Annotated in this window: 3 protein-coding genes; 2 read left to right on the top strand and 1 reads right to left on the bottom strand. The window is 64.3% G+C overall.

Annotation, left to right across the window (positions count from 1 at the left end):
• On the top strand, positions 1–1,209 hold a 1,209-nt coding region (locus ACP5J3_RS13840; RefSeq protein ID WP_428496218.1), incomplete at its 5' end, for an amidophosphoribosyltransferase.
• Positions 1,210–1,251: 42 nt separating this feature from the next.
• Positions 1,252–1,404 (top strand): hypothetical protein, encoded by a 153-nt coding sequence (locus ACP5J3_RS13835; RefSeq protein WP_428496217.1) that lies wholly within the window; start codon positions 1,252–1,254, stop codon positions 1,402–1,404.
• On the opposite strand, the gene ACP5J3_RS13830 is transcribed toward ACP5J3_RS13835, so the two are convergent.
• Positions 1,391–1,960, bottom strand: a 570-nt coding sequence (locus ACP5J3_RS13830; RefSeq protein WP_428496216.1) for an ATP-grasp domain-containing protein, incomplete at its 5' end; no start/stop codon positions are given. The genes ACP5J3_RS13835 and ACP5J3_RS13830 overlap by 14 nt on opposite strands.

Raw genomic sequence — 1,960 nt, 5'->3', positions numbered from 1 at the left:
ATGGCGCCGTGGCTGATGCACAGGGGCCACGAGGGGGTTGGCTACGCGTATCAAAAGGGCGGGGGGGTGAGTATTGGGGAGCCCCCCGACGACACCGAGGCCGCCCTGGTCCACACGAGGTACAGCACCTCGGGGCCCTACGGCGCCCAGCTCCAGCCAGTTGTGGCGAAGTACAGAGACTTGGAGCTGGCCCTCGTCTTCAACGGCACGGTGGTTAACTACAAGAGGCTGGGGGTGGAGGCCCCCGCCTTCGACGGCGAGGCGCTGGCAAAGGCTCTGGCTAGAGAGATGTGGGAGAGGGGCGTGGAGGAGGGGGTTGTCAGCCTGTACTCCCGGATTGTGGGCGCCGCGTCGCTCATCGCCCTTACGCCCTGGGGCATCCTCGCGGTGCGCGACCCCCGGGGGATTAGGCCCCTCGCCTACAGACACTACCACGGCGGGGTGGCCTTCGCGTCCGAGGACGTGGCCATGGGCGGCGGGGAGGAGGTTCCGCCTGGGCTAGCCATCCTCTACGGAAAGAGGCTTGTCATGTGGAAAATCCCGCCGGGGGAGGGCAGGCTGTGCGCTCTTGAGTACGTCTACTTCGCCCACCACGCCTCGACGCTGGGCGGGAGGCTTGTCCAGGACGTGAGGCGGGCCCTCGGCGAGGCCCTGGCGGAGGGGGAAGACGCGGCTATAGACGTGGTGACCTACGTGCCCGAGACCGCGAGGACCGCCGCCTCGGCATACGCCGCGAAGCTGGGGCTTCCGCTGGTGGAGGCCGTAGTTAAGAGTAGATACGCCGGCCGCATCTTCATCACTCCGCCGCACGCCAGAAATCCGCCAGACGCCTTTAGAGTTGTGGAGGAGCTGGTGGCGGGTAGGTCGGTGGCGGTTGTGGACGACTCCCTCATCCGGGGCACCAACATAAGGACAATTGTGAGGCTACTCCGGGAGGCTGGCGCAAGGGCTGTACACGTCAGGATCGCCTCGCCGCCGGTTAGATGGCCGTGTTTCTTCGGCATGGATTTCCAGACGAGGAGAGAACTCGCGGCCTACGGAAGAGACGTAGAGGGTGTGAGGGCCTACATAGGCGCCGACACTCTCCGCTACCTGCCCATAGAGGCGTTCAGGAGGGTGCTGGGCCCTGCCTGCTACGCCTGCTTCACCGGTGAGTACCCGGTGGAGATAGACGTCCAAGCCGCCGAGGCGGAGGCGGCGAGGGGGTAAACCGCTACGGAGCATTTTTTAAACTGGAGGCACGGCGAGGCCATGCCGTCGGTGGTGGAGGTAATAGGCCCCCACGCCTACACGCTAGCCAAGTACGGAGTGTTGCCAAGCGACGACGTGAAGGCCGCCGTGGAGAAGCTGAGGATAAAGGCGCCTCACCTAGCGGCGTTGTTGGAGGAGGTCAGCCGCCTCTAGGCCTCATAACAAACTTCGAAAATTCCCTTCCATAAATCAGCGAGAGGGCCCGCCGCGCCTTCGCCGCCGCCTCCCCCACGCTATTGGCCACTATGTTTACGTGACCCATCTTCCGCCTAGGCCTCGCCTCGGCCTTGAAGTACCAGTACACCCTCCCAAGCGCCTCGAGCTCCCCCAGCGGAAGCCTCTCAAAAGACAGACCCAGGATGTTCACCATAGCCACCGCGGGCGGGAGGCGCGGCCTTCTGATGCGCATCCCAAACACGGCGCGTAGGTGGTTTTCAAACTGGCTCGCGTCTGTCTCCAGCGTCCAGTGGCCTGTGTTGTGCACCCTAGGCGCTATCTCGTTCACGAGTACCCTCCCGTCCCTCGCCTCGAAAAACTCCACCGCCACCGTCCCCACATAGCGCCACCTCTCCACCAACCTGTGGACGTATTCGTAGGCCTCCTCCGGCGCCTTGGTGGGGGCGTAGTTCCACACCAGTATCCCATCCACATAGAAATTCTCGGCGGGGGGGTAGAAGTAGACGTCGCCGTCCTCCCCCCTAACCGCCAC

The organism is Pyrobaculum sp. (genome assembly GCF_049971835.1).
Taxonomy (GTDB): Archaea; Thermoproteota; Thermoprotei; order Thermoproteales; family Thermoproteaceae; genus Pyrobaculum.
Note: the sequence above shows the minus strand (reverse complement) of the source record. Positions and strands in the feature narration are given on the sequence as shown.